Source organism: Bacillus sp. NPDC094106 (assembly GCF_044764345.1).
Taxonomy (GTDB): Bacteria; Bacillota; Bacilli; order Bacillales; family Bacillaceae_G; genus Bacillus_A.
Genome location: NZ_JBIWHY010000005.1, coordinates 44688 through 70173, shown reverse-complemented (window position 1 = coordinate 70173; position 25486 = coordinate 44688). Strand labels below are relative to the sequence as shown.

Below are 25486 nucleotides of genomic sequence, written 5' to 3'. Positions count from 1 at the left end.
TAAGAGAAAATGTTGGATAGTAAAGTAGGGAGTAAACGACATGAAAGAAATTGAATTAAAATTAAAAGGTGAAATGAATCGACTAACAAATAAAACATTTAAATTTGATGAACGAGTTGGAGAAGGCTGGTTCTCTGCCGTTTACTTTTTAAAAACTCGTGATATTATTCAAGAATTTCGCCCGAAAAGTGTTATAACGATGCAATTTTTCCAAAAAGAACATGCGGTACTTTGCGGAACAGATGAAGTATTAGCATTGTTACAAACATTCGCTGAACATCCAGAAGAGCTTGAGATTCATTCTTTAAAGGATGGAGACAAAATTCAGCCGTTTGAAACAGTTTTAACAATTACAGGACCTTATGAATATTTCGGGTTTTTAGAAGGTGTAATCGATGGGATTTTAGCTCGTCGTACATCTGTTGCAACAAATGTATATAATGTTGTGCAAGCTGCTCGTAGCGGTGAAAAAGAAAAACCAGTTATTTTCATGGGAGACCGTGATGATCATTATACACAGCAAGCTGGTGATGGGTATGCTGCGTATATTGGTGGCATGAGTGCACAAGCAACACATGCGATGAATGAATGGTGGGGTAAGAGTGGAATGGGGACAATGCCGCACGCATTAATTCAAATGTTTAATGGTGATGTTGTAGAAGCTGCAAAAGCATATTATAAAAAGTTTCCAGAGGATGACCTCGTTGTACTGATTGACTATAATAATGATGTGATTACAGATGGGCTTCGCGTTGCACGCGAATTTGGTTCAGAATTAAAAGGTGTGCGCATTGATACATCACGTACAATGATTGATCAACATTTCATTCGTCATCCAGAAGTACTTGGAACATTTGATCCGCGTGGTGTAAATCCATCCCTTGTTTTCGCGCTTCGTAAAGCGCTTGATGAGGAAGGATTCCAGCATGTAGATATTGTTGTAACTGGTGGATTTGATGAAAAACGTATTCGTGAATTCGAAGCACAAAATGTTCCTGTAGATTTATATGGAGTAGGCAGCAGCTTATTAAAAATGAACATTGGCTTTACAGGTGATAACGTGGAATTAAATGGTAAACCGGAGGCGAAAGCTGGACGTAAATACCGTCCAAACCCACGTCTAGAGCTTGTTCAATTAGAAAAAAGAGAAGAAATGTAAGAAGAGGAGAAACTGATAGGAAATTGACCCTATCAGTTTTTCTGTTATCATAGTATCACGGCTTGTTTTTTGCTATAATAGGTTTGTTATGGACATAAAAGAAGTACGTACGTGTTTATCCCGATTGGCGAGAGCAAATCATGAATGGAGAGAAAAGCAGCATTGATGAAAGTTCCGCTTTATCGAAAATGTATGATGATTACCAAAATAAGAAAAGATTCATATACTGTCTTATAGATAGGCCGTTGTATTAGTTCGAAATGTTGGAGGTTCTTTAAGATGACAGTTTACCATTTTGTAGGAATTAAAGGAACAGGAATGAGTTCATTAGCACAAATTCTTCATGACATGAAGCATACTGTTCAAGGGTCTGATTATGAAAAGCGTTTCTTTACACAAACAGCATTGGAAAAGCGTGGTATCTCCATCCTTCCTTTTGATAAAAACAATGTAAAAGAAGGACAAGTGATTATTGCAGGAAATGCATTTCCTGATACACATGAAGAGATTGTAGCCGCAAAAGAATTAAATATCCCAGTACACCGTTACCATCACTTTTTAGGGGATCTTATGAGTAAGTATACAAGTGTTGCGGTAACAGGTGCGCATGGAAAAACATCAACGACAGGTTTATTAGCCCATGTAATGCAAGGTGCAAACCCAACATCTTACCTTATTGGAGATGGAACAGGGCATGGGGTAGAAAATAGTAAGTATTTTGTGTTTGAAGCTTGTGAGTATCGTCGTCATTTCTTGTCGTATTATCCAGACTATGCAATTATGACAAATATTGATTTTGATCATCCAGATTACTTTGCAGACATCAATGATGTATTTAGTGCATTCCAAGAGATGGCATTGCAAGTGAAAAAAGGGATTATTGCATGTGGTGATGATGAAGAACTTCAAAAAATTCAAGCGAAAGTACCTGTTATTTTCTATGGATTTGGTGAAGATAATGATTTCCAAGCCCGTAACATTCAAAAGAGAACAGACGGTACTGTATTTGATGTATTCGTTCGTAATACGTATTATGAAACGTTCAAAATTACAGGATACGGAAATCACAGCGTATTAAATGCATTAGCGGTTATTGCGCTTTGCCATTATGAAAATGTTGATGTAGAGGTAGTAAAACATCAACTAACTACTTTTGAAGGCGTAAAACGTCGCTTTAATGAAAAACCGATGGGAGAACAAGTCATCATCGATGATTATGCACACCATCCGACAGAAATTAATGCAACGATTGAAGCTGCTCGTCAAAAGCATCCAGAGCGTGAAATTGTCGCTGTCTTCCAGCCGCATACATTCTCACGTACAGAAAAATTCTTAGATGAGTTTGCGGAAAGTCTAAGCAAAGCTGACCAAGTATACTTATGTGATATTTTCGGATCAGCACGTGAAAACAAAGGTGACTTAACAATTCAAGATCTGCAAAAACGTATTGATGGTGCAGAATTGATTACCGATACAACAACGAATGTATTAAAGAAACATAAAAACGGCGTTCTTATTTTCATGGGCGCAGGTGATATTCAAAAATTCGAAGCAGCTTACGTGAAAGAAGTGCAAGTTGCAGAGAAGTAAGAAGAAAGGCGCACAGCTGAGCTGTGCGTCTTTTTTTGTGTGTTGTTGGGGCTTGTGCTGGTGTCGAATTTAGTCAGTAAGTCGATATTCCTTGTCGAAACGTCGATATAATTGAATTTGTGTTCGATATATTTCAATTTGCATCGATATAATTGGAGTTACGGTCAATATATTGAAAAATCGCTGATAGATTGGTGATGTATGTTCTTTTTATATTGTTGTTGCAATAAGAAGATGTATATAGCACTACAAATTAAATACCCGATTAAGTAATAGAGTGAAAACATATCAATTTGTTTCGTCATCATGATTCGAATAGCAAAGAAAGCAAAAGGAATCGCGATGAACATGCTTATGCCAAATGAAATGATTCTTTTAAAATAGGATAGTAAATTACTATTCCAATAATTTTTTCGGAATATGAACCAAAGGTTGCTTGCCACAAATGCTAGCAGGAATGGCAAACAGGCAGAGACATTGATAAATCCAAGTATGATTGGTACAGACAATGCCCCGAATGCACCGATAGAAAGACCGGTATAATATCTAATAAATGTATTTGTAGAATGTTGTCCAGCAAGAGTAATATCTGCATATTCTGCTGTTATCTTTCGAGCTAACTGTTTTGGCGGAAGAAATTCTTGTACGACTTGCTGTGGAATGAGCGCTAACGCTATCCCTTCGTTTGCTTTTTCTAATGCCTGTTCATATAAGTCGGATTTAATTTCTAACACGTGCTGTTCTCTTATTTCTACAGGTAAATCCATTAAAGGTTGGTTAAAATCATGTAAGAAAGAAGTAACGTATTGATCTGCAAAAAACACATCTTTGTTCATTTCTTATCATCCCCTTTTGCTAGTAACATGAGAGCGTGGTAAACTGCATCATAATCTTCTAAACGATTATGTAAAATTTCTCTCCCTTCATCTGTAATCCGATAGTATTTTCTTTTCGGTCCATCACCAGACTCTTCCCAATAGGAACTGGCCCAATTGTTTTTCGTAATTCGATTTAATATAGGGTAAATCGAACCATTTGGAATATGAAATACAGGAGTTTCTTGTAACGCACTTGTAATCTCATATCCGTACATAGGTTTCTTACTTATTAAAGACAAAATAGCGAGATCAAAAACACCTTTACGTAACTGAACAATAAAATTATCATTTTTTTCCATACTTTAACTATATATGATTCATATCTAGATATCAATCATATATAGTGGTTTTATTTATGTATTGACCTAGAGCTAACTCTAGGTTGTAAGATAAATATGTGAAAACAAGGGGGAGAGAACATGTATAAAATTGGTGAAGTAGCAGAGTTAACAGGGATGGGAATTCATACTTTGCGTTATTATGAAAAGTTAGGATTATTACCACCGCCAACACGAAATAGTGGTATTCGCCAATATACAGAGGCTGATGTACGCTTATTAAAATTTTTATATTCTTTAAAACAAACGGGTATGTCACTAGAAGAGATGGCGGAATTTGCAAGTGATGGCTGCATTATAGAAGAAATTAGGCAAAGAAAAAAGGAAGTGCCAGCCAAAATAAAAAAACGTATTATGATTTTAACGAGTCATTTGGAACGCTTAAAAGAACAGCAAGAGCAACTAGAGCGTGTAGTAGAACTAACAGAGGATAAATTAGAAATTTATTATGGTTTCTTAGAAGGCAAAGCCTTGGAGGATGACAATGAAAAATAAAGTGTATCTTCAGTTGCTAGGTTTTGCACTCTTTACGGGCGGGACATTTAATGTATCTAAATACGCAGTACAATATTTTTCAGCGGTTCACATTGCCGCGTGGCGTTTTGGAATCGCTGCTTTTGTGATGCTATGTATTTTGATAGTAAGAAAGAACTTTGAACGAGAAATATGGAAACAAAATATTGGCTATTATGTTTTGCTAGGTTTAGTTGGTGTATTTGGTTTTAACTTCTTTTTCTTCCTAGGAATGAAACATACAGAAGCGATAAATGGTTCGCTTATTATGGCAACGAATCCGCTTGTTACAACAATATTGGCAAGTGTAATTTTGCGAGAAAGAATTGTAAAACGGCAAGCTATCGGAATGTTATTTGCACTGCTTGGAGTCATTTTCGTTATTACGCAAGGGGCGTTTTCAGCGCTACAAAATTTAGCATTTTCAAAAGGTGATTTCTATATTTTATTAGGGAATATTTGCTGGGGTTTATATGGTGTGCTAGGTAGAAAGTTTATTAAGAACGGGAACCCGCTGCAAACAACAACATATACAATGACGGTTGGAGCGCTTGCTTTTATTATGGTATCTTTCATGCAGAAAAGTGTAGTGCCAATTCCAGAAGTTCCTCTATTCGCATGGCTATCTATCTTATTTGTGGCGATTGGAATGAGTGTACTTGGTTACCTCTGGTGGAATAAAGGAATCGCGCAAATTGGAGCGGCAAAAACCTCTTTGTTCTTTAACTTAGTTCCTGTTGTTACGATCCTTATTTCTTTTGCTGAAGGAGTAAATATAACAACTGCGCAATGCTTAGGAATGATTTTAGTTATTACAGGAGTACTATATTCTTCAGGTTTTCTTGCTATAAAATCAAAAAGAGAAGGCATGAATGTATAACATTTTTTATCTATAAATGTTAGAATAATAAGAAAATATAAAAGGGGATAACGAAATGTTTACACTTCGAGTCGATGATGAAATTGAACTGCAATTGTTAGAAAAACATCATAAAGAAGAGTTATATCAATTAGTAGATCAAAACAGGGAGCATTTAAGAAAATGGCTTCCGTGGGTAGATGGGACAAAATCCGCTGATGCATATGACGAAATTCTTCCGATGTGGCTAAAGAGATTTGCGGCTGGAAACGGCTTTGAGACAGGCATACGTTATAAAGGCAAGCTTGTTGGAATGGTTGGGATCCACGAGATAAGTTGGGCAAAGAAAGCAACGAGTCTTGGATATTATCTTGCAGAAGAAGCAGGAGGAAAAGGAATTATGACGCGGAGTGTAAAAGCGGTGCTTCGCTATGCGTTTGAAGAATTACAATTGAATAAGATAGAAATTCGTTGCGGGGTAGACAATCAGAAAAGCCGTGCGATTCCAGAGCGATTAGGCTTTAAGTTAGACGGAATTATGCGTGATGAAGAATGGCTCTATGATCATTTTCACGATATTGCCGTATATAGTTTATTAGCTTCAGAATGGAAGGAGATTCGATGAATAATACTGTTTTTATTACGTCATATGCAAGTAAGTACCAATCGGAAGTGGTTGATTTAATCGTTCACATTCAGCAAAAAGAATATAATGTGCCAATTACAAAGGAAGAGCAGCCAGATTTACTAGAGATTGAGGAGTTTTATCAAAGAGATAACGGCAATTTTTGGGTGGCAACATATGATGGCAAAGTAGTTGGAACTATAGCTTTATTAGACATTGGAAATAAGCAAGTAGCTTTAAGAAAAATGTTTGTGGAAAAAGAATTTCGGGGCAAGGTGTGGGGTGCGGCGAGCATGTTACTCCAAACAGCTATCTCTTGGGCGAAAGAAAGAGACTTAGAAGGTATTTATTTAGGAACGACAGTGCAATTTTTAGCGGCGCATCGTTTCTACGAAAAAAATGGATTTCAGAGTATCAAGATGGAAGAGTTACCAGAGGGTTTTCCTGTGCTTCAAGTAGATAAGAAATTTTATAGGTATGGATTGAAGGAGCAGAAAATTGAAAAGTGAAATATGCAAAAGAACGCTCCTTTCAAAAGGAACGTTCTTTTATTTTTATTTTAAGTTCTCAGGATTTAAAGCTTCTAATTCAGGTACAATGAAGCGTCCGTCTTTACGGATTAATACGTCGTCGAAGTAGATTTCACCGCCGCCGTATTCAGGGCGCTGGATACATACTAAATCCCAGTGAATGTTAGAGTTGTTGCCGTTCCATGCATCATCATAAGCTTGTCCAGGTGTGAAGTGGAAGCTGCCGTCGATTTTTTCATCAAATAGAATGTCGCCCATTGGATGTAAAATGTATGGGTTTACGCCGATTGCAAATTCACCAACGTAGCGTGCACCTTCATCTGTATCAAAGATTTTGTTGATGCGTTCTGTATCGTTTGCAGTTGCTTCAACGATTTGGCCATTTTCAAATTTAAGTTGTACATTTTCAAACGTATAGCCGTTGTATGGTGATGGTGTGTTATAAGAAACTGTACCGTTAACAGAATCGCGAACTGGCGCAGAGTATACTTCACCGTCTGGAATATTTAAATGACCAGAGCATTTAATAGCTGGAATGTCTTTAATAGAGAATGTTAAGTCAGTTCCAGGGCCAGTTAAGCGAACTTTATCTGTTTTATTCATTAATGCAACAAGGCTATCCATTGCCTTATCCATTTTACCGTAATCTAAGTTACATACTTCGAAGTAGAAGTCTTCGAAAGCTTCTGTGCTCATTTTTGCAAGTTGTGCCATAGATGCATTTGGATAGCGAAGAACAACCCAGCGTGTTTTTGGAACACGGATGTCTCTATGTACTTTTTTACCAACTGTTTGACCATGGATTTTCATGCGTTCACTTGGAACGTCCGCTTGTTCGTTAATGTTATCGCCTGAACGAAGACCGATGTAAGCATCCATGTCTTTCATTACGCTTGCTTCATATGCAGCGATTTGCTCGAAGTGTTCTTCAGTAGCACCCATTAATAAAGAGCGGTCTACTTGATGATCTTTTAATGAAACGAATGGGAAACCACCAGCGGCATAGGCTTCTTTTACAAGTGCAGTTACAAGTTCTTTTTGTAAACCAAAGTTTTCGATTAATACTTTTTCGCCCTTTTGTAAGCGGATTGAGTAGTTAATTAAATTATGCGCTAACTTTTCAATACGTGGATCTTTCATATGTAAAGCCTCCCTACTAATTATGTATCCTTTCTTATTGTAACCTACTTGCTGGAATTTGTTTAATGATTTATGTTACATTTGACGAATAAGTATGAAAATTCGAATGGAACTACAAGGGTTAGAACGAAACGGAAAATGATTGTATAATAGGAGAAAGTATAAAAAAGATAAAGGAAGTGATGAGATGCAAGTTCTTTTATATGTAAGTGCAGCTATTATTGCAGTTGCTTTCGCTGTATTGGTGGTATATGCATGCAGAACGTTATTATCGGTTCAAAAGACGCTTGAAAACGTCGCAAGCACGCTAGAAGGCTTAGAGAAGCAAATGCAAGGGATAAGCGTAGAAACGGAGCAATTATTACATAAAACGAACGCGTTAGCTGATGATATTCAACAAAAGTCACAATCGTTAAATAAAGTAATAGAAGGTGTAGATGGAATCGGAACGACAATTCATTCTTTAAATACGAAGTTTCGTAATGTATCGGATTCTGTGACGAATGAAATTGAGAACAATGCAGATAAAGTTGCGCAAGTTGTACAATGGAGTAGTGCGGCGATTGAAGTATATAATCATTTTCGAGCGACTAGACAAGAGAAAAAGCTAGAAAAAGCAGAGAAGAAGTTAGAGAAAGCAGAAAAGAAAGAGAAGCGCTCTAGACTTCCAATTCGTATGAGAGGTGAGTAACGTGAGCATGACAAAAATTGAAACAATGGAAGAATTTGAAGCATTATTAGAACAGCCAGAGCCATATATTCTTTTCAAACATAGTACAACATGCCCAATTAGCCACGGCGCATATACAGAATTTCAGGCGTATTGTAATGAGGCAAAAGAAACACCAGCATATTATTTATTCGTACAAGATGCGAGAGAGGTTTCGAACCGTATTGCAGAACACTTCGGTGTTAAACATGAATCTCCACAAGTGCTATACATAAAAGATGGGATTGCAGCATGGCATACATCCCATTGGAATATTAAGAAGTCAGCTTTAGAAGAGAATGTGAAGTAGGGAGGAGCAAGCGAATATGCTTGCTTTTTTCTTGTTCTCTAAGAAAATAAAAGAACGATTCCAAGCGCAATGTATATCATGTGACAACCTGACGTCTATTCGATATAATAAGTTAGCTTAAACGTGATAATACAAGTAATGTAACATATATAAACAATTTTGAAAGAGGTGGCTTTCTTATGGCATCACAAGAATTAGATCGTTTACGTTCTCAAATTGACCAAATGAATCTACAAATTTTAGAATTATTAAATGAAAGAGGTCGTCTTGTTCAAGAGGTCGGTAAATTAAAAGAAGTGCAAGGTGTAAAACGATTTGACCCTGTACGTGAAAGAAGCATGCTTGATTTAATTGCAGAAAATAACGATGGACCATTTGAAACATCGACTCTTCAGCACATTTTTAAACAAATTTTTCAGTCAAGCCTGGAATTACAAGAAGATGATCACCGCAAAGCGCTTCTTGTTTCACGTAAGAAGAAAGCAGAAGATACAATTGTTGATATAAAAGGTGAAAAAATTGGTGATGGGAATCCGCATTTTATTATGGGGCCATGTGCAGTAGAAAGCTATGAGCAAGTACGTCAAGTTGCCGAAGCGATGAAAGAACAAGGTTTAAAATTGATGCGCGGCGGTGCATTTAAACCTCGTACATCTCCTTATGATTTCCAAGGTCTTGGTGTAGAAGGACTGAAGATTTTACGCCAAGTTGCAGACGAATATGATTTAGCCGTTATTAGTGAAATCTTAAATCCAAATGATATTGAAATGGCATTAGATTATGTAGATGTCATTCAAATTGGAGCGCGTAATATGCAAAATTTTGAACTGCTCAAAGCTGCGGGCGCTGTAAAAAAACCAGTATTATTAAAACGAGGTTTATCCGCAACAATTGAAGAGTTTATATATGCGGCAGAATATATTATTGCACAAGGGAATGGCGATATTATTTTATGCGAGCGCGGCATCCGAACATATGAGAAAGCAACGCGTAACACGCTAGATATTTCCGCTGTTCCGATCTTAAAGAAAGAGACACATTTACCTGTTGTAGTCGATGTAACGCATTCTACAGGGCGTCGTGACCTTCTGTTACCGACTGCAAAAGCAGCGATGGCAATTGGAGCTGACGCAGTTATGGCTGAAGTGCACCCTGATCCAGCTGTTGCATTATCAGATTCAGCACAGCAAATGGATATTCCAGAATTCAATGAGTTTATGAAAGAATTAAAAGCATTTCGCGGTAGATCATAGATCATTCTTGTTTCGTCTATGCGACATTGATTGCATAGACTTTTTACAGAAAATATCCTTTTTTTCATAAAAAATACGAAAATACGAGAAAAGAAGCGAATTTTTTCGAAACTTTTGCGGGAAAATATTGTATGAGCCTGTATTTTTATCGTATCATTAGTAAAAGGACTCGGGACGATTGGCGACATCTTCAAATAGAGTTGATGTCTTTTTTTTCATTCAAGTGAACCGATACATAAAAATAGATAACATAATATAGAAGGAGTGTGCAAAGAGATGAACGTAACAATCTATGATGTAGCGCGCGAAGCAAACGTTTCAATGGCAACCGTATCACGTGTTGTGAACGGTAACCCAAACGTAAAACCTACAACAAGAAAGAAAGTATTAGAAGCAATTGATCGCTTAGGATACCGTCCAAATGCGGTAGCACGTGGATTAGCAAGTAAAAAGACAACTACAGTAGGTGTTATTATTCCAGATATCTCAAATACGTTTTATGCAGAACTTGCACGCGGAATTGAAGATATCGCAACAATGTATAAATATAACATCATTTTAAGTAACTCTGATCAAAATAAAGAAAAAGAGTTCCACTTATTAAATACAATGCTTGGGAAACAAGTGGACGGGATTGTATTCATGGGTGAAGATATTACAGACGCCCATGTAGAAGAGTTTAAAAAGTCTCCAGTACCAATCGTACTAGCTGCATCATTTGATGAGCAAAATGAGACGCCATCAGTAAATATTGATTATACACAAGCAGCTTATGATGCAATGAAGCATTTCCTCGAAAAGGGTCATAAACGTATCGGCTTCGTATCTGGTCCTTTCATCGACAAAGCGGGAAGTGCAAAGAAATTACAAGGTTATAAAAAGGCTTTAGAAGAAGCGGGTATTGCATATGATGAAGAGCTTATAATCGATGGAGATTACACATATGATTCAGGTCTAGAAGCATTTGAAAAGCTTTGGGGACTTGATCAAAAGCCAACAGCAATCTTCGTGTCTTCAGACGAAATGGCATTAGGTGTAATCCATGCGGTACAAGATGCTGGACTAAATGTACCAGAAGACGTAGAAGTACTTGGTTTTGATAACACACGCCTTGCATTAATGGTGCGCCCACAACTATCAACAGTTGTACAACCAATGTATGACATCGGTGCAGTAGCAATGCGTCTATTAACAAAATACATGAACAAAGAAAAAGTAGAAGATCATACAGTTATCTTACCTCACCGTATTCAATTTAGAAATTCAACGAAGTAAGAATAGAAAGAACTCGCAGCGTGGTGCTGTGAGTTTTTTTGTTTTCAATCATACGTCGCTTAAGAGTAATTTTCCCTATTACAACGTAATGTCATGTATAATAGAAAGAAAAGGGTTGTGAGGGGAGGAGAAGAAATGATCGTTCTTTGGATAATTACGCTTTGCATGACTGCTTTTTTTGCCTATATGACGTTAAAACAAAATGGTTTAAAGCGATTTATTCCAGGAAGTATTCTTGCCGGAATTGCCCTTATCACGTATGTAACTTCTATTTTTATTAAAAATGTTTCAGCTAGCTTGAGTGCAAATTTTGTATTTGTAGGAATTACATTATTTGCAGGTTCAATTATGGTATTAATGGTTGCCGGTATTATTTTGTTCATTCATATGAATTCCGAAACGTTATAAGATATAAAAAGGCATGTCCCATCGGGCATGCCTTTTGTCCGTTCAATTATGCGTTGTCTTTTGAAGCATTTTGTTGTTTCAATAGATCGCGAATTTCGCCAAGAAGTAGTTCTTCTTTTGTTGGTTTTGGTACTTCTTCTTTCTTTTCTTCTTCTTTTTTGAATGTTAATTTATTGAACAGTTTAATGAATAAGAAGATAGAGAATGCGATAATTAAGAAGTCAATAACCGTTTGAATGAATTTACCATATTGTACAACAGCATCTCCAAATGTAAAGGAAAGCCCTGTGAAGTTTATTCCACCAAGTAGTAATCCAACTAATGGCATGATAACATCGCTTACTAATGAAGAAACAATTTTACCAAATGCGCCACCGATGACAACCCCGACAGCTAAGTCCATGACGTTCCCTTTTAAAGCGAACTTTTTAAACTCGTTCCACATGTATAATTCCCATCCTTTCCACGATTTACTATAAAATTTATAATTCCCATCAACATATTCTATAGAAATTTGTGATAGAAATAAAGAGTGAATGGGAATGAAAGTGAATTCAGAAAACTGTATCCGTTTTCTTCTATAAAATCCAAATTATGTGATTTGCGTTTCGGTAGATTGTAGTAATGAATCTAGCATTTTTTGTGTGATACTATATAAATCCATTTTAATTTTTCGACATCTAAATCCCTGCTATGCCGAATAAAAAGTAACTTACATTTGTTTGCTCTTTCTGTTTTTACTTCGCATGTGGCAGAAAAAAGTCCTGACCGCTTCTATGCATGGCCAGATGCTCTCTCCCACCTAAAAAGAGGGGTTTTATTTTGGTTTTTTAATTGATGTATATATCTAATCAACTCATCTCAATTTGAGATTTGTTCATCTCTTCTAGCTATGTATGCCGGAATAACGGTAGCGTGTGGTGGTGAAAATAAGTAAATGCCCATAATGTATGAAAAACATTTACATGATGGGCATTTCATTATCATTTAATAGTTTAAAAAGCATAGCTTCTTGGTTTAATTTAGCAGTTTGATTTCCTGTTTTGGCATATAAGAATATTAAATATTCATAAGTATCTTCTTCAAATGGTTCAATTCCTTGTAAGAGAAGACAAAGATCTATTGCTTCATTATAACTGCCTACGTGGACATAAAAACGAATTAGACTAAAAGCATGTTTAAAATACAAATTCCGCAATCGTGTTTTCTCACCTTCAGCCCACCAATAATTGTTGTCGCTCAAATAATCACCTTTATATAGAGAAGCAACCGTTGTATAGTCAGTTAATGTTTCGTTATTTACTTCTTTAGGAAGAAGGGAGGCTTGATTTTCAAAGATATCAACATCTACCGATATATTTTGTAAATCAAGTTTATATCCATCATCCATTCGAATAATATGTAAATCAATTTGATAAAAATGAATGGTTTGACGAAGTTGATAGATTGCTGAGTGTAAATTAACCCGTGCTTGGTCAAAATCAATGTTAGGCCAGAGTAATTCAATTAAAGAATCTCTATTGACAATCTTGTTTCGATTGTGAAGCAGATATAAAAACAATTCTTTTGATTTTTTCGTTCTCCATTTTTCTAATATAATTCTTGAACCAGTAACAGCATCAATATAGCTTAATTCCCCGAGACAATTTAAGATAGGTGTCTTTGCTTCAGATTTATCACATGTTGAGTGCACATTGCTCTGCATTAAGCGATTGATCGTATTACTTAATCTTTTTCGTGTAATAGGTTTCATAATGTAATCTAATGCATATATTTCAAATGCTTCGACAGCATAATTATCATGTCCTGTAATAAAAATTATTTTAATATCCTTATATTTAGACTGTAGCTCGCGCGCTAACGTAATCCCGTTAATTTCGGGCATTTCAATATCAAGAAATGCTACGTCTATTGAATGATTTTTGGTATAAGAGATAAGAGCTTTACTATTATCAAAACAAACAACATCATGAAAGATATTCAGTTTATCTAACATTCTTTTAAGTTGATGAAGTATTAATGTTTCATCATCAACAACTATTGCTCTCATATGTATTCACCTCTTCAAAAAATCTCAAAATATATTGTATAGGAACCTTCCACTAAGGATCTCCATCTTATTGTTATAACAAAATATATTTAATTTTACAATCTAATCAAAATCATAACATGTTCATATATTTATAGGAAATGAAATGGTTTATTTCCTATGTTGTTTATTGGAAGCGAATGTATTTCTCAAGAAATGTGTGTGTTGAAAATAAGAAAATAGTAGCCAATTTTTTATTATGATATCTTAAAGTAGAATACGGTTATGATTAACACATTTGTAAAGTCGTGGTATATTATGTTGTTGTAAGAAATATTTACATTTTCAAAAAAATAGTAACGATTTAGAATTAGTAAATGTATATTACTTAATAATCGGATGTCCGAAACTTTATGAAGAGGTACTCATTATGTCTAGACGTAAAGTATTATTTGTTGTGTTCTTTTTTATTATCTTTATTATTAGTCTGCGTTTTATTTGGTTCAATGATTCTCTGTATTTGAATCAGCCTTTTGCTAAAAATGGAACATTAAATCTGTCAGGAATTGAATTTAACGACCAAGATATTGTTACATTGAATGGCGAGTGGAGATTTTATCCGAATGTTTTATTAACACCTGAACAATTAAAAGATCAATCAGGTGATGTTACGAATGAATTCATTCAAGTTCCTAGTAATTGGGGAGACCAAGTTTCTTTAAACGATGAAAAAAAAGAATACGGTACATACTCTTTGACAATTTTGGTTAAAGATCCCCATCAAAAATATAGCTTGGACGTTCAACGTGTTCATAATCAGTTCGATCTCTATGTTAATGGAAAGCTTATTAAACAAAGAGGTAGCGTTTTTCAACCTAATAATGCCAATAAATCCACTCTTACTCCAACGATTATAACAGTAACGCCTGATGAGAATGGTGTGATACGCCTCCTTATTGCAGTGACAAAAAATACGCAAGAATCTACTCAGGGTGGTATAACAGGAGTGGTTCGTTTTGGTACTGAAAATGCAATCACGGGGGAGCATTTTAAGACACTTAGTCTGCAGCTCATAGTTGCCATCATTATATTTCTACATAGTGTCTACGCATTCATTGTATTTATGATAAAACCAAAACAGATTGAAATTTTTTACTTTTCTATTGCTAGTTTTTTAACTGGAATTTCGGTTTTAATTAGTAATAATCGATTTCTCTCAGATTGGTTCGAATTGGATTTTCAAGTATATATAAAGATTCTCTATATATCTTATAGTGGCTTAGGGATGTTCTTGTTACTTTTTATAAAAAAATTTTTTCAAACTTATAGGAGTAGCAAGTTTATTTCATGGGTTATCCGATTATGCGGACTCTATGTGCTATTTGTCTTACTGTCTCCATCTAGAATCATACAAGAATGGGCAATTTTATTATTTTTTGCCGTAGTGATTCCGATTGTAACGATAGCTATTGTTATGTTAAAAGTGCTTAAGAGTGGTGAAAGCGATTCTCTTTTTCTATTTTTCGCGGCAATTAGTACTCTGTCGAACATATTATGGGCAGCTTTTAAAGAAATGATAACCTTTTATAGTTCGGATTTTGCAAGGATATTTGATCCGGTTTTCTATCCTGTTGATTTAATTTTAGTTTTTTTGACGTTTTCAACCTTTTGGTTTATTCGCTTTTTTAGAACGAATGATGAAAACGTTGAATTAGTTGAAGAATTACAAAAAGAGCATCGTAAGAAAGATCAATTTTTGGCAAACACAGCGCATGAGCTTCGCAATCCACTGCATGGAATGATTAACATAGCGCGAGGTGTTATACATAATGAGAAAGCGAAATTACCGAATGAAAGCAAGCAAAATCTCCAATTGCTAATGACAATTGGAAGACGCATGTCTTATTTATTAAATGATTTAATAGATGTTAAAAGAATGGAACAAAAAGAAATGACTATAAATAAGCAGGCGCTTGAGTTGCAGCCAATCATTACAACGGTTGTTGACATGCAAAAATTCATTATGGAAGAAAAAAGATTACGGATAAACATGAACATTCCAGCGCAGTTCCCGCTTGTGCTTGCAGATCAAAATCGTGTAATTCAAATTTTATTTAATTTACTTCATAATGCAGTGAAATTTACAGATGAAGGTTTCATTACGATAGATGTGGAAGAACAAAATAATTACGCGGTTATTCATGTGAAAGATACAGGGATTGGTATTGATCAAGAAACGCAAAAGAGAATTTTCCTTCCTTATGAGCAGGGAGATTCTTCTTACCAAGAAAGTGGCGGATTTGGACTTGGATTAAGTATTTGTAAGCAATTAGTTGAGATGCACGGTGGAACACTTACCGTCACCTCGTTTATAAAGCAGGGATCCATTTTTACATTTACATTGCCGCTTGCTGAAAAGTTGCAAAATGAAAATGAACAAACGCCAGTTTTTTCGCAAATAAAAATGGAGCATGTTCCTTCGCTTCCTCAACTACAGCAGAGTGGAGTAGAAAATAATAATAGTGCTAGCAATAAACCGAGGGTTCTTGCTGTTGATGATGATCCGATTAATTTAAAAGTATTGAAAAGTATACTGCCACAGGAAGAATATGAACTTGAAACCGTAACAACTGGGATGGAAGTCTTAAATCGATTAAATATGGAATGGGATATTATCCTTATTGATGTGATGATGCCAACAATGTCTGGCTATGAGCTAACAAAAGCAATTCGTGAGCAATACTCGATTTCTGAGCTTCCGATTTTATTATTAACAGCGAGGTCTCAACCGGCAGATATTTATACAGGTTTTCTTGCTGGAGCAAATGATTATATCGTAAAACCAGTTGATGCTCTTGAATTAAAGGTAAGAATGAAAGCTTTAACTGACTTGAAACATTCCATTCATGAAAGAGTACGAATGGAGGCGGCTTGGCTTCAAGCACAAATTCAACCACATTTTCTTTTTAATACGCTGAATACAATTGCAGCACTAAGTGAAATTGATATAACAAGGATGGAGAAATTAATTGTTGAATTTGGAGAATATTTAAAGGCTAGTTTTGGTGAGGAAATTTTAGAACGTACTGTGCCTCTTCAACATGAACTAGATGTACTGAAATCATATCTTTATATCGAAAAAGAACGTTTTGGAAAAAGAGTACAAGTTGTTTGGGACATTGAAAGTGGAGTGGACTGTCAAATTCCTCCGTTTTCGATTCAGACATTAGTTGAAAATGCTGTGCGCCATGGGATCGTGAAAAAAGCGAATGGTGGATGTATCCATATACAAATCCAAAGAGCCCGTGAATTTGTACAAGTTTCCATTTCTGATAATGGCGTTGGTATGTCTCCTGAAAGAATAAAGGAAATTTTAACAAAAAAACCGAATCAAAAACGTGGTATTGGTATATTAAATACCGACGCCCGCTTAAAACAACTGTATGGAACAGGGTTAAATATTAAGAGTGAACTTGGTGAAGGTACGGTGATTTCTTTTACAGTTCCTATTGAATAAAAGCATATAAAGAGTTTTTTGTTAATTTTATATAGGAATTTAAAGTTATATAAATACAAGTTGAAAAAACGGCATAAAAACCTCTTTCTTTTAGGTGGACGAGAGCATCTAGCCATGCATAGAAGCGGTCAGGGCCTTTTTCTGCCACATGCAAGGGTGAAAACAAAGGAAGAAAGCGAGGGCAGATTATGTTTTATTCTACCTAGCAGCGACTTATATATTGAAAAATTAAAATGGATTTATATAATATGGCTGGGAACCGTAAATAAAGTTATATTTGCAGCTAAATAATCACCATTTGTATTAAATTAACGTAAAGTGGTTCGCCACTCCCTTTTGTAAAGATTTTAAAAGTGCCATGATTTGTGTGGATGAGTTGTTGTGTCCACATAAACTATCACCTTTCATAAAAAGAATAGGAGCAAACCTCCTATTCTTTTATTCTGTAAAAGCCCGATTGGTAAGGACTAATAATCAGTAGAAAATCTTTACTGATTTTATTTAATACAAAGCCTTTTTCGTATTATTCCGAATAATTTCAAGAGATTTTGCTACTGTTAATGCGTTTTTTTCTTCGATTTCTTGTTTTCGAGGGATAGGATTATACATGTTGTTAGGGTCTTCCCATGTGAGGGGAAGTTCGGCAGTTGCTTGTCCTTTCCAAGCTTCAATCCATTCTGGAGGGAGATAACCTGAGATGTTTTGGATGTTATTCATTTCGAGCCAAATGAGTGCCCACGCTCTTGGGACGACGCGCCACATGTCGTAGCCACCGCCGCCAACGGCAATCCAGCGTCCGTTGCAGTATTCATTTGCGATTTCATGAGCAAGCTTTGGAATCTCGCGATAAATTTGCATTGTTGAACAAAGGTGTGTAAGTGGATCGTAATAATGCGCATCAGCGCCGTTTTGCGTTAAAATGATATCTGGTTTAAAGTAAGCTGACACTTCTTTTACAACAGTGCGATAAGACTGTAAAAAAGAATCATCTTCTGTGAAGGCATCGAGTGGAACATTAAAAGAATAACTGTATCCAACGCCTTGTCCGCGCTCATTGACTGCACCAGTTCCAGGGAATAAATAGCGCCCTGTTTCATGGAGTGAAATCGTACAGACGTTAGGATCATCGTAAAAAGACCATTGGACACCATCACCGTGATGGGCGTCTGTATCAATATATAACACGCGCAATCCATATTTTTTTTGGATATATTTAATAGCGATGGAGCTATCGTTATAAATACAAAAACCAGATGCTTTGCCGCGGAATCCATGGTGTAAACCACCACCTAAGTTTAACGCATGCCTTGCTTTCCCGGACATGACTGCATCAACAGCTGTTAATGTACCGCCAACAAGTAATGCACCTGCTTCATGCATATGGGGGAACATTGGCGTATCTTCTGTTCCAAGGCCGTATGTTACCCCGATTGATTTCTCTAATTTTCCTTCTCCAGCACGTTTTACCGCATTTATGTATTCCTCTGTATGAATCAAAGCAATCTCCTCGTCTGTTGCCATCCTTGGCGGAATGACTTGAGAAGGAGAAATAAAGCCACTCTTTACTAATAAATCGTACGTGAGTGTAACGCGAAGTTGATTAAAGGGATGTTCAGGGCTAAAAGAATAGCCCCGAAAATGATCTGAGTAAATGAAGGCGCTCTTCATGCCTGCATCCCCATTATATTTGGCCATAAGACATGGTGACCTTTTGCTTCTAATGCTTCAATTATCCTTAGAGGATTCATCGTTTGAATGCGGAAAACGAGTACTTTATGATTCTCATCTTTTGCTGGATAGACAAGAACGCTTACGATATTAATTTGAAGTTCACTAAAAATAGTAACTACTTTGCCTAGAATACCAGGTTCATTTTTTACTTGAATTTCAATTTGTGAACTTGGCTGATGAGCACCGGTTAGTTTGACGAGTGTGTGCAGCACTGTCGATTCTGAAATGATTCCAACAAGCTTTCCGCCTTTTGTAACAGGAAGGCAGCCAATTTTATTTTCAAAAAATAGAGTCGCAATTTCTTCAACGAAATCGAGAGGATGGCACGTCATCACGGGGTGTTTCATAATGAGCTGTATCGGCTGCTTTAGCATATCGAGTGAAACTTGTTCATCCAGAATAGACGGGCTTGCATCTCGTACATCGCGGTCGGAAATAATGCCGACGACATTGTTATCATGATTTATAATTGGAATGTGTCGAATGTTTTTTGAGTGTATTGTTCGTAGAGCGGTTTCTATCGTATCATCTGGGTGCAGTGCAATTACATCATGATTCATAATCTCTTCTACAATCATTTCATAGGTCTCCCCTCTTAATACATAAAGCGATTTTGAAAGCGTAAGCGGTCGAATGCTTGGATAGAGTTTGTATCAACGCGTTTTCCGATGCGAACCATTAAACAGTTAGCAGGATGGGAACAAATTTCTGGATCATCTGTTGCCATCCATTCTAAATCACCGGCATTCATCATTTTCTCCATCACTTTGCGATATTCCCAAACATTTAAACCCGTTTGTTTTAAATCCCAATGCCAATAATATTCAGTCGTTAATATAATATAATCTTCCATATGATCATCCATCATCGAAACTTCTAATAGATTTTTTCCAACAGAGCAGCCGCGGAATGCTGGAATGACTTCAATTGCCCCGAGTTCAATTAAATTCTCTATATTTCCTTCTGACCACCGTTCTAGCGGATCAGGATATAGGTATGTAACATACCCGACAATTGTTTGATCATGTCTAGCAATAAGAATGCGAGCTTCTGGTAACTTAGAAATTTCGACAATTGCTTTATATTGCTGATCAGCAGGGCGAAAGGCAACTAAGTCTGGATGAAATTCATACATTTCGAGATTATGTGTAGATACAGGACCTTCAATGATTAAGGTTCCTTTTGCTGTTTTTAAATTTCTAGCATTATATATTTTTTTATGAATCAATGTTTTGCTCACCACCTTGAGGGTTTGTGAATCTACTATTATCGTACTTTATAATATATGCGATGTGAATCGAATTTTGTCAGTAAAAATATGTCTAAAAATCAACAAATATACTGAAAATTTTAAATAATGCTATTATAATAGATAATAGAATACATAGGAGGGGGATGTAAAGCATGAAAATGGAAACGCTTCCTGTCATTAAAGGAGAAAATAATTTGTTGAATTATGGAGAAACATACGCAGGCTTCAACTGGGAAGAGGTGAATAAAAACTTTTCTTGGTATGAAACAGGCCGAGTGAATATGGCATATGAGGCAATTGATAAACATGCGAAATCTGATCGGAAAAATAAAGTAGCACTTTATTATCAAGATGGATCGCGCAAAGAAAAATATACATTTAAAGAAATGCAGGAGTTCTCTAACAAAGCGGGAAATGTCTTGAAAAACTATGGTGATGTGGAAAAAGGAGATCGCGTTTTTATTTTCATGCCGCGTTCACCGGAATTATATTTTGCACTTCTTGGTGCAGTGAAATTAGGCGCGATTGTTGGGCCGTTATTTGAAGCATTTATGGAAGGTGCGGTACGCGATCGTCTAGAAGATAGTGAAGCGAAGGTGCTAATTACGACGCCTGAATTGTTAGAGCGTGTACCACTGAATGACTTACCAGCGTTAAAGACCGTCTTTCTTGTTGGAGAAAATGTAGAAGACGGCGGAAAGCTTGTCGCGTTTAATCCATTATTTGAACAAGCTTCTAACAAGCTGCAAATTGAATGGTTAGATCGTGAGGATGGATTAATTCTTCATTATACGTCTGGTTCTACAGGGAAACCAAAAGGAGTTCTTCATGCGCAAAATGCGATGGTGCAGCACTATCAAACAGCAAAATGGGTGTTAGATTTAAAAGAAGACGATGTATACTGGTGCACAGCTGATCCGGGCTGGATAACAGGAACTGCCTACGGTATATTTGCACCGTGGTTAGTCGGAGCGTCAAACCTTATTGTAGGAGGACGCTTTAGTCCAGAGGCATGGTATGAAGCGTTGCAAGATTATGGCGTAACGGTTTGGTATAGTGCACCAACAGCGTTCCGCATGCTTATGGGCGCTGGCGAAGAAGCAATTAAAAAGTATGATTTATCACAGTTGCGCCACGTACTAAGCGTTGGTGAGCCGTTAAATCCAGAAGTAATTCGCTGGGGAATGAACGCATTTGGCCTTCGTATTCATGATACATGGTGGATGACAGAAACAGGGGGACAAGTTATTTGTAACTATCCTTGTATGGAAATTCGCCCAGGATCAATGGGGAAACCAATTCCAGGTGTGAAGGCAGCGATTGTTGATAACGAAGGAAATGAAGTACCGCCATATACAATGGGGAACTTAGCGATTGCTAAGGGATGGCCAGCTATGATGCGCGCTGTTTGGAACAATCCGCAAAAATATGAGTCTTACTTCATGCCGGGAGATTGGTATGTATCAGGTGACTCTGCTTATATGGATGAAGATGGATACTTCTGGTTCCAAGGACGTATTGATGATGTAATTATGACGTCTGGTGAGCGTGTTGGTCCATTTGAAGTAGAAAGTAAATTAATCGAGCACGCTGCTGTAGCGGAAGCTGGTGTAATTGGTATTCCGGATCCAGTGCGCGGAGAAATTATTAAAGCGTTTATCGCATTGCGCGCAGGATATGAAGCATCCGATGAATTAAAAGAAGAGATTCGCCAATTTGTGAAAAAAGGTCTTGCAGCTCATGCAGCGCCAAGACAAATTGAATTCCGAGATAAATTACCGAAAACGAGAAGTGGTAAAATTATGCGACGCGTGTTAAAAGCGTGGGAGTTAAACTTACCAACAGGCGACTTATCGACGATGGAAGATTAAGAGAGAAAGGTCTGAACGATGTTACGTTCAGGCTTTTCTTTTTGTGTGATCATGTAGTAGTTGGCGGGAATCCTGCGAAAATAATTAAAAAAATAAAATAATTTTTTGAACCATTTGCCTCCAGTATTTGTATAAGTTTATGACAGGATAGATTAGGAGGCGGTTTATATGTTGAATAAATGGATGCTTATTTTTGCTTTATTAGGTATTATAGTTGTATTTTCTTGTGGTATGTTACTGCCTATGGCGATAGGATTTAAGGTTTCGATGATTACTGGGGGAATTATTATGATTGTTATGTTTTCTATCATTTTCCCTTTTGATAAGAAGCATGTTGTACGAAAAGAAGGATATAAAATTGATTTTATAAAAACAAAAATATATTTTCGCTGGAATGTATTTGATACAATTTCAGTTTGTCTTGCAGTGTACGCATGTATATGTGTGCAAGCGTTAAATATTTTAGTTTCAAGTGGGTTTACGATTCAAAACCCATATGTTCAGTTTTTTACGAATCAAGCGCAGGTTTGGACATTAGTCGCAAGTATTTATTTAGTTAGCCGAATCTCTTTAACGTTAAAAGGAATAAAGGAGATTAAAAAACATGGTGCAGATTGGGATTGAGGAAGAGCTCATGCTTGCGTATCAAAATGGAGATAAGCAAGCTGGAGAAAAACTATATGTTTTGATCAAACCAGCGCTATATACATTTTTGTATCGATTTAACCGTGATGAGCAATTGAGTATAGATCTCGTTCAAGATACGTTTTTAATGTTAGAGCGGAAGAAGCATATGTATGAGAGTGAAAAGGGGAAAATTAAAACGTATTTGTTTCAAATCGGTTATCGCCTTATGATTAATAAATTGAATCGAAGAAAAAAGTGGCGCTCTCTTTTACCGTTTTTAGTACCGATTCAGGAGAAGGAGTTTTCACAAGAAGACCGGCTCACCGTAAGAGAGGCAATTTTGAAAGTTCCTGAAGATCAGCGGGCTGTCCTGATTCTTTCCTATTATCATGATATGCCGCAAAAGGAAATCGCAGAGGTGCTTAATATTCCTGTAGGAACGGTGAAATCTAGGCTTCATAACGGCATTAAGAGATTGAAACAATTGCTGGAGGTGGATGAAATTGAGCGAAAATCCCTTTAATAAAGAATATAAATTAAAGCAACATTTAGATAGCGATCATGTGGAAATTCCAGATTTTCCGCAAAAAGTTAATCTGGGAGATCGTTTTTTACGTTTTCTTGCGTCTCCAGCAAAAGATCCTGTGGAAGCGACGATTGGGAATGATTTATCAATTGCGTTTCATGTATCGTTATTAGCTGGTGTTCCGATTCTTTCTTTCATTATGATACTTATTGCGAGTCTCTAGTTAAGGAATTGCGAATAGCCTTAGAGTGGAAAGGTAACGTATCATTTCCCTCGATTTGACACACAATAGTAAATAATGATATAAAGAAAAGTATATAAATAATTGAGCGTGGAAAGGGAGAAGTAGTGATCATTTCCCTGTTTTAGAGAGCTGATGGTCGGTGGAAATCAGCACATAGATGATCGTGAATTACGCCCCTGGAGCATCTTTTTTCGATTGAATTGTATTCGAAAGGGAAAAGACGGTGTTGAGCCGTTATGTGAATGAGGTGGTAGGCTTTTTTGCCTACAACTAGGGTGGTAACGCGATGATCAAAATCGTCCCTTATTTGAGGGGCGATTTTTTTATGTTTTCACATTTCACGCTCAAGTAATGTAAAGGAGAGTATGTAGAATATGAGTATTTTACAAGATCTTGAATTTCGCGGTTTAATTAATCAGCAAACAGATGCTGAAGGTTTACAACAGTTATTAGAAAAAGAAAGTGTGAAATTATACTGTGGTTTTGATCCAACAGCGGATAGCTTACACATTGGCCATATGTTACCGGTATTAATGTTACGTCGTTTCCAATTAGCTGGTCATCAACCAATCGCACTTGTTGGTGGTGGTACAGGTATGATCGGGGACCCAAGTGGTAAAAAAGCAGAGCGTACATTAAATACGAAAGATACAGTTGCTTACTACACAGAAAGTATTAAAAATCAGCTTTCAAACTTCTTAGAGTTTGAAAATGTAGAAAACCCAGCAACAATGGCAAATAACTATGACTGGCTTGGAAACTTAGATGTCATTACATTCTTACGTGACATCGGTAAAAACTTCGGTTTAAACTATATGTTAGCAAAAGATACAGTAGCATCTCGTTTAGAGACAGGTATTTCATTTACTGAATTTAGTTACATGATTTTACAATCATACGACTTCTTAAATTTATATAAGCAGCATAATTGCCGTCTACAAATCGGTGGTAGTGACCAATGGGGTAACATCACAGCGGGTCTTGAATTAATTCGTAAATCAGAAGAAGATGCGAAAGCATTCGGCTTAACAATTCCGCTTGTTACAAAATCTGACGGCACGAAGTTTGGTAAAACAGAAGGCGGCGCAATTTGGTTAGACCCAGAAAAAACAACTCCTTACGAGTTCTACCAATTCTGGATCAACACAGATGATCGCGATGTTGTTAAATACTTAAAATACTTCACATTCTTATCTCATGAAGAAATTCTTGAGCTTGAGAAGCAAGTAGCTGAAGCGCCAGAAAAACGTGCAGCACAAAAAGCATTAGGATCTGAAATGACAAAACTTGTTCACGGTGAAGAAGCGTTAGAGCAAGCAATTAAAATTTCAGCTGCATTATTCAGCGGCTCTGTAGCAGAACTTACTGCAAGCGAAATCGAGCAAGGGTTCAAAGATGTACCATCTGTAGAACGCACTGCAGAAGATACAGTATTAATCGACTTACTTGTTGAAAGTAAAATTTCACCATCAAAACGTCAAGCGCGTGAAGATGTAACGAACGGTGCAATCTACGTAAACGGTGAGCGTACACAAGCATTAGATTACGTTGTAACAGAAAACGACCGCATCGAAGGTAAATTCACAATTATTCGCCGCGGTAAGAAGAAATATTTCTTAATTCGTTACTAATCAAGTAGTATGAAAAAAAGCTTTGGGGAGATAGATTCCCCAAAGCCTTTTTGTTTTTATCTTCTCTCTATGTTCATACGGAAGTCACAAGTAAGGAGTATGATGTATGTATAAGGTAAAAATGAAAGGAGTGGTAACACAAAATGTCACTAGAAGCGCTCATTATTTTTTCTTTGCTAAATGCGGGGCAGCTTGCGGAGAATACACAAAACATTGTACATAAAAATCCTAAAGATGCTTATGTATATGTGGAAAAACAAGAAGATAAATAAATTTATTTTATATATATCGTATGAATAATGAAAAACCCTCTCGTGTGAGAAGAGATTGATTTACTGTTATCGATAAAGTGTCAGTCAATGGATTGCCACAACAGTAAGAATAAAACATACTATGTCACTGAAGTGAAAAATATACAAGATGAAAGCCGACTCTTATATGAGTCGGCTTTCATCGTTATTTCATTCCCAT

General features: G+C 36.5%; 26 protein-coding genes and 1 other annotated feature. Of the genes, 18 read left to right on the top strand and 8 right to left on the bottom strand.

Annotated elements, in window-relative coordinates; genetic code table 11:
* The first annotated feature begins 40 nt into the window (after window positions 1–40).
* The gene (locus tag ACIQ7L_RS08845; RefSeq protein WP_400568305.1) at window positions 41–1159 is read left to right on the top strand and encodes a nicotinate phosphoribosyltransferase; all 1119 of its coding nucleotides are present in this window, start codon (window positions 41–43) and stop codon (window positions 1157–1159) included.
* A 279-nt stretch (window positions 1160–1438) separates the two neighbouring features.
* Window positions 1439–2749 (top strand): UDP-N-acetylmuramate--L-alanine ligase, encoded by a 1311-nt coding sequence (gene murC, locus ACIQ7L_RS08840; protein WP_335360874.1) that lies wholly within the window; start codon window positions 1439–1441, stop codon window positions 2747–2749.
* A gap of 164 nt (window positions 2750–2913) precedes the next feature.
* On the opposite strand, the gene ACIQ7L_RS08835 is transcribed toward murC, so the two are convergent.
* Both ACIQ7L_RS08835 and ACIQ7L_RS08830 read right to left on the bottom strand, forming a co-directional pair.
* Window positions 2914–3585, bottom strand: coding sequence for a hypothetical protein (locus tag ACIQ7L_RS08835; RefSeq protein WP_400568303.1), 672 nt, complete (start codon window positions 3583–3585; stop codon window positions 2914–2916).
* On the bottom strand, window positions 3582–3926 hold the full coding sequence (locus tag ACIQ7L_RS08830; RefSeq protein ID WP_400568301.1) for a PadR family transcriptional regulator: 345 nt from the start codon (window positions 3924–3926) through the stop codon (window positions 3582–3584). The genes ACIQ7L_RS08835 and ACIQ7L_RS08830 overlap by 4 nt, the downstream gene beginning before the upstream one ends.
* Window positions 3927–4046: 120 nt before the next feature.
* Between ACIQ7L_RS08830 and ACIQ7L_RS08825 the strand changes: the two genes are divergently transcribed.
* The 4 genes from ACIQ7L_RS08825 to ACIQ7L_RS08810 are packed head-to-tail and all read left to right on the top strand — an operon-like array spanning window position 4047 to window position 6471.
* The gene (locus ACIQ7L_RS08825) at window positions 4047–4460 is read left to right on the top strand and encodes a MerR family transcriptional regulator (protein WP_400568300.1); all 414 of its coding nucleotides are present in this window, start codon (window positions 4047–4049) and stop codon (window positions 4458–4460) included.
* On the top strand, window positions 4450–5358 hold the full coding sequence (locus ACIQ7L_RS08820; protein WP_400568298.1) for a DMT family transporter: 909 nt from the start codon (window positions 4450–4452) through the stop codon (window positions 5356–5358). Before ACIQ7L_RS08825 ends, ACIQ7L_RS08820 begins: the two co-directional genes overlap by 11 nt.
* 55 nt (window positions 5359–5413) lie before the next feature.
* Entirely contained in the window at window positions 5414–5962 is a 549-nt protein-coding gene (locus ACIQ7L_RS08815; protein WP_400568296.1) for a GNAT family N-acetyltransferase, read from the top strand.
* Window positions 5959–6471, top strand: coding sequence for a GNAT family N-acetyltransferase (locus tag ACIQ7L_RS08810; protein ID WP_400568295.1), 513 nt, complete (start codon window positions 5959–5961; stop codon window positions 6469–6471). Before ACIQ7L_RS08815 ends, ACIQ7L_RS08810 begins: the two co-directional genes overlap by 4 nt.
* A 45-nt stretch (window positions 6472–6516) precedes the next feature.
* Here the strand turns inward: ACIQ7L_RS08810 and ACIQ7L_RS08805 are convergent, their stop codons facing one another.
* Window positions 6517–7632: an aminopeptidase gene (locus tag ACIQ7L_RS08805; protein ID WP_400568293.1), complete on the bottom strand. Its 1116-nt coding sequence runs from the start codon at window positions 7630–7632 to the stop codon at window positions 6517–6519.
* Between the two features lie 142 nt (window positions 7633–7774).
* Here ACIQ7L_RS08805 and ACIQ7L_RS08800 point away from each other — a divergent pair, with 142 nt between their 5' ends.
* From ACIQ7L_RS08800 to ACIQ7L_RS08780, 5 genes are all read left to right on the top strand, one after another.
* Window positions 7775–8323, top strand: coding sequence for a DUF948 domain-containing protein (locus tag ACIQ7L_RS08800; protein WP_400568291.1), 549 nt, complete (start codon window positions 7775–7777; stop codon window positions 8321–8323).
* 1 nt (window position 8324) lies between these two features.
* Window positions 8325–8651 carry a bacillithiol system redox-active protein YtxJ gene (gene ytxJ, locus ACIQ7L_RS08795; RefSeq protein WP_400568290.1) on the top strand — a complete coding sequence of 109 codons (327 nt, stop codon included), beginning with the start codon at window positions 8325–8327 and terminating at the stop codon, window positions 8649–8651.
* A 179-nt stretch (window positions 8652–8830) separates the two neighbouring features.
* A complete protein-coding gene (locus ACIQ7L_RS08790) occupies window positions 8831–9904 on the top strand; it encodes a bifunctional 3-deoxy-7-phosphoheptulonate synthase/chorismate mutase (RefSeq protein WP_400568288.1) in 1074 nt (357 codons plus the stop codon).
* 264 nt (window positions 9905–10168) lie between these two features.
* Window positions 10169–11179: a catabolite control protein A gene (ccpA, locus tag ACIQ7L_RS08785; protein WP_400568286.1), complete on the top strand. Its 1011-nt coding sequence runs from the start codon at window positions 10169–10171 to the stop codon at window positions 11177–11179.
* Between the two features lie 135 nt (window positions 11180–11314).
* On the top strand, window positions 11315–11587 hold the full coding sequence (locus tag ACIQ7L_RS08780; RefSeq protein ID WP_400568284.1) for a DUF3917 domain-containing protein: 273 nt from the start codon (window positions 11315–11317) through the stop codon (window positions 11585–11587).
* A 46-nt stretch (window positions 11588–11633) separates the two neighbouring features.
* On the opposite strand, the gene mscL is transcribed toward ACIQ7L_RS08780, so the two are convergent.
* Complete coding sequence (gene mscL / locus ACIQ7L_RS08775; protein WP_400568282.1) at window positions 11634–12032, bottom strand: large conductance mechanosensitive channel protein MscL; 399 nt, start codon at window positions 12030–12032, stop codon at window positions 11634–11636.
* Window positions 12033–12548: 516 nt separating this feature from the next.
* Window positions 12549–13637 carry a response regulator gene (locus ACIQ7L_RS08770; RefSeq protein WP_400568280.1) on the bottom strand — a complete coding sequence of 363 codons (1089 nt, stop codon included), beginning with the start codon at window positions 13635–13637 and terminating at the stop codon, window positions 12549–12551.
* Window positions 13638–14046: 409 nt separating this feature from the next.
* On the opposite strand from ACIQ7L_RS08770, the gene ACIQ7L_RS08765 reads away from it, so the two are divergent.
* Window positions 14047–17133, top strand: coding sequence for a hybrid sensor histidine kinase/response regulator (locus ACIQ7L_RS08765; protein ID WP_400568278.1), 3087 nt, complete (start codon window positions 14047–14049; stop codon window positions 17131–17133).
* Window positions 17134–17634: 501 nt separating this feature from the next.
* On the opposite strand, the gene ACIQ7L_RS08760 is transcribed toward ACIQ7L_RS08765, so the two are convergent.
* From ACIQ7L_RS08760 to ACIQ7L_RS08750, 3 genes are read right to left on the bottom strand one after another with little or no spacing between them, the layout of a single operon-like run.
* Window positions 17635–18801, bottom strand: a complete 1167-nt coding sequence (locus ACIQ7L_RS08760) for an acetoin utilization protein AcuC (protein WP_400568277.1) — start codon at window positions 18799–18801, stop codon at window positions 17635–17637.
* Window positions 18798–19442: an acetoin utilization AcuB family protein gene (locus tag ACIQ7L_RS08755; protein WP_400568275.1), complete on the bottom strand. Its 645-nt coding sequence runs from the start codon at window positions 19440–19442 to the stop codon at window positions 18798–18800. Before ACIQ7L_RS08755 ends, ACIQ7L_RS08760 begins: the two co-directional genes overlap by 4 nt.
* Before the next feature lie 17 nt (window positions 19443–19459).
* Window positions 19460–20092, bottom strand: coding sequence for a GNAT family N-acetyltransferase (locus tag ACIQ7L_RS08750; protein ID WP_097899546.1), 633 nt, complete (start codon window positions 20090–20092; stop codon window positions 19460–19462).
* 176 nt (window positions 20093–20268) lie between these two features.
* Here ACIQ7L_RS08750 and acsA point away from each other — a divergent pair, with 176 nt between their 5' ends.
* From acsA to ACIQ7L_RS08720, 6 genes are all read left to right on the top strand, one after another.
* Window positions 20269–21987 (top strand): acetate--CoA ligase, encoded by a 1719-nt coding sequence (gene acsA, locus ACIQ7L_RS08745; protein WP_400568273.1) that lies wholly within the window; start codon window positions 20269–20271, stop codon window positions 21985–21987.
* A gap of 168 nt (window positions 21988–22155) precedes the next feature.
* Window positions 22156–22611, top strand: a complete 456-nt coding sequence (locus tag ACIQ7L_RS08740; protein ID WP_400568271.1) for a hypothetical protein — start codon at window positions 22156–22158, stop codon at window positions 22609–22611.
* A complete protein-coding gene (locus tag ACIQ7L_RS08735; RefSeq protein WP_400568269.1) occupies window positions 22592–23137 on the top strand; it encodes an RNA polymerase sigma factor in 546 nt (181 codons plus the stop codon). Before ACIQ7L_RS08740 ends, ACIQ7L_RS08735 begins: the two co-directional genes overlap by 20 nt.
* The gene (locus tag ACIQ7L_RS08730) at window positions 23118–23363 is read left to right on the top strand and encodes a hypothetical protein (protein ID WP_400568267.1); all 246 of its coding nucleotides are present in this window, start codon (window positions 23118–23120) and stop codon (window positions 23361–23363) included. The genes ACIQ7L_RS08735 and ACIQ7L_RS08730 overlap by 20 nt, the downstream gene beginning before the upstream one ends.
* Before the next feature lie 100 nt (window positions 23364–23463).
* Window positions 23464–23691, top strand: a binding site (T-box leader).
* A 67-nt stretch (window positions 23692–23758) separates the two neighbouring features.
* Window positions 23759–25015, top strand: a complete 1257-nt coding sequence (gene tyrS, locus ACIQ7L_RS08725) for a tyrosine--tRNA ligase (RefSeq protein ID WP_400568266.1) — start codon at window positions 23759–23761, stop codon at window positions 25013–25015.
* A gap of 143 nt (window positions 25016–25158) precedes the next feature.
* Window positions 25159–25287: a transporter gene (locus ACIQ7L_RS08720; protein ID WP_400568264.1), complete on the top strand. Its 129-nt coding sequence runs from the start codon at window positions 25159–25161 to the stop codon at window positions 25285–25287.
* The last annotated feature ends 199 nt before the right edge of the window (window positions 25288–25486 follow it).